The following is a 3,354-nucleotide window of genomic DNA, read 5'->3' as shown; positions in this document are numbered from 1 at the left end:
TGTTTATTGCCCATTACTTGCGCATGAATCGCAACTCTTATTTACTTGCGGTTGTGTTCATTTTTCTCGTTAACTGGTTACAAGTAGAAATTCCCCGTTATATCCAACTGGCAATAGACTTAATTGATGACGCCTCCTCAAGTGGTCATCAACAGCTACAGACTTATGTTTGGATTGTGGTTGGTATGTCGGTTGCAATGGTCGTAGTTAGGATTCTGTCTCGCATTTATGCGCTCAACCCAGGGCGAATAACAGAAGCTTCACTAAAAACCACACTTCTTCAGAAACTCAACCGCTTGCCAAACAGCTTTCACGAGCGCTTTGCTTCTGGTCGTTTAATCTCAATCATCAACAATGACCTAAGTGGAGTTCGTTTGATGTTTGGTGTTGGTTTTCTGCAATTCTTTAATGCGTTGCTCGCTCTATCGTTAACGCCGCTATACATGTGGCGTATATCGCCAGAACTAACCCTGTATTCGATCATTCCGATTTCAATCGCATTCGTGATTTTCCGAGTGGGCTTTAAGCGCATGAAAACGCTCCATCTAGAGCATATGAAGCGACTGCAAAACTTGTCAGCACAACTGATGAGCTATTTGTCTGGAATTGACCTGATTAAAAGCCAGCAGATGTCACCTTGGGTAAGAGCGGAGACTGAAAAACTGAATCAGTTGTTGCTTGAATGCCGCCTTAAAATCACGCGTATCCAAGTCTTCTTTATGCCAGTTCTCGATTACGCCAATGACCTGATGAAAATCATTATTTTAGGTTTAGGTGGTTTTATGTTGATGAGACAGGAACTGACCCTAGGTGAAATCACAGCATTCTTAACTTATTCAGTCTTGCTTGCCATGCCGCTGATGCAATTAGGACGAATCGCGACGATTTATCAGCGCGGTATGGTCGGTATTCAAAGCGCACAAACAATTCTCAATGCCAAAATTCCTGAGGTGGATAAGCAGAAGCTTTCTGAGCTCGATGTGGAATCTCTGAAAGGTCAAACGTTCTCCGTGCGTAACCTTAGCTTTAGCTACCCGGGTGAGGAGCGTCTGATTCTTGATGACATCAGCTTTGATATTCCCGCAGGGAAAAAAGTGGGTGTGTTAGGCGGAATCGGTGCGGGCAAAACGACGCTGGTGAACTGTTTGAATCACCACTTAGATACTCCACAAGGGTCAGTACTGCTGGGTGAGAAAGATATTACTAGCTTCTCGCGCAGCGATTTGCGTCGTTACGTCAAAACGGTCACCCAAGATCCATACCTGTTCTCAGCTACTGTTGAAGCGAATATTCGTTTTGGTAGCGCCGATACCGAACTAGCCAAAAGTCAGGTTGATGAAGTGTTAGAGCTTAGCCAACTAGCCAGTGATGTGACACGCTTTGAGCAAGGTGACCAAACCTTAGTCGGTGAGAAGGGCATTATGCTGTCAGGAGGGCAGAAACAGCGCCTCAGTATTGCTCGTGCTCTATTGCAACCAACCGATCTCATCATTATGGATAACGTCCTGTCTGCCGTTGACTACGAGACAGAGAGAAAAATCTTAGAAGGCCTATTTAAGCGATTGGAAAACCAGTCGATTCTTGTCGTCTCACATCGTGTTAATGCACTGGAATATATGGATGAAGTTATCGTGTTGAATGAAGGAAAAGTGATGGCTAAGGGCGACCATAAAACCTTACTGAAAACTTGCGATTACTACTACGAGACATGGTTACTACAGCAAAATGAAACGGAGGCAGCAACATGTTAAAAGATGTTGACCTCAAGTACCTAAAGCATTTCTTTAAGTTTGCTAAGAAATACAAAGGCTCCGCGATTTTGGGCATTGCGATGCTTCCGCTTTCTGTCATCACGAGCTTATTGTTCCCTTGGTTGATCATTCAAGTGATCGACGTTCAGTTGAGCCATGGGGATATGGACGGGCTGTTAGAATACGTTTTCTACCTGGTTGCTGTGCTAATCGCCAGTTATATAGTGGACACCACTTACGCGTATAACTTGCGCAAAACGGGTCAATACACCATCACTGACATGCGTTCAGTGCTGTTTGCTCGTGTTTTGAAATTACCACGCAGCTATTTTGATAACACTCCGATTGGCGTCACGCTCTCGCGTCTAACCAGTGATTTAGAAACCATAGGCGAGACGTTTGTCCAGTCGGTTGTCGGTTTGGTAAAAGACAGCATTAACACCATTGCGCTATTGGTTATGATGTTCTTTATTGATTGGAAGCTAACGCTGATCGTGTTGATCATCATGCCTCCGGTGATGTATCTGACTGTGCATGTTCGAAATCGACTTCGTGCTCTATATAAGATTACGCGTTCGTCTTTGGCTCAAGGCATTGGTTTCTTACAAGAAGTCTTGTTTGGTATGAAAACCGTACAGATGTACCGAGCGGAAGAACAAGTGGAACAACGTTACCAAGGCTATACCGACGAATTTCTTAGAGCGCAGAAAAAGATCAATAAATACGATGCGATTTTGTTCTCGTTCATTTCTGGTATCACGTCCATCACCATTGCGGTAATGATTTGGTATGGCTCAGAGCAAGTTATTGAGGAAGCACTGACTTTAGGTGTGTTAATTGCCTTCATTAATACTTTAGAAAAAGTGTTCGTGCCGATCCGCGATTTTACTTCACAAATTGCTTCTATTCAGAGTTCATTTGCGGCCTTCGATCATATCGAAGAGTTGTTTGTTGAGCCGACCGAAGAAGAAGGACGTAATATACTGTCGTCAGAGAAGGTTGCTAAACAGTTAGAGCAGTTTGAAAGCCTTGAATTTAAGAATGTTAGTTTTCGTTATAAAGATGATTCTCCCTATGTGCTTAAGAACGTCTCTTTTGTCTTGGAAAAAGGACGCCAAATTGCACTGGTGGGCTCTACAGGCTCAGGCAAGTCAACGATTCTGCGTTTGATCTCGAAAACCTACCAAGACTATGAAGGCAGCATATTGCTGAATGGCATTGAGCTGTCGCAGATCTCTAGTGAAGACTCGGCACACCTGTTCTCGATGATGATGCAAGATGTGCATTTATTCGAAGAGACGATAGCTTTCAATATCGTACTAGGTAAAGAACATCTATCTATTACCGAGATTGAGCAGGCGGCGCGTTATGTTTATGCCGACAAGTTTATTGAACAGCTGCCTCAAGGCTATGACTTCCAATTAGATAAGAATGGAGCGAACCTATCAGTAGGGCAGACGCAGCTTATTTCGTTCGCTAGAGCAGTCGCCCAAGGTGGACAGCTGATGATGCTGGATGAGGCAACCAGCTCGGTAGATTCGATTACCGAGGATCTCATTCAAAAAGCGATGCAGCGTCTGTTCAAAGAGAAAACCGTGATAGC

At 44.0% G+C, this 3,354-nt stretch carries 2 protein-coding genes; both read left to right on the top strand.

Annotation, left to right across the window (positions count from 1 at the left end):
* Positions 1-1,751, top strand: a 1,751-nt coding sequence (locus tag ACTRWI_RS22110; RefSeq protein WP_499133851.1) for an ABC transporter ATP-binding protein, incomplete at its 5' end; no start/stop codon positions are given.
* Positions 1,745-3,354, top strand: a 1,610-nt coding sequence (locus ACTRWI_RS22105) for an ABC transporter ATP-binding protein (RefSeq protein WP_499133850.1), incomplete at its 3' end; no start/stop codon positions are given. The genes ACTRWI_RS22110 and ACTRWI_RS22105, both read left to right, overlap by 7 nt.

The sequence above is a fragment of the Pseudoalteromonas sp. G5_S1_14_S5 genome (assembly GCF_054968605.1).
Note: the sequence above shows the minus strand (reverse complement) of the source record. Positions and strands in the feature narration are given on the sequence as shown.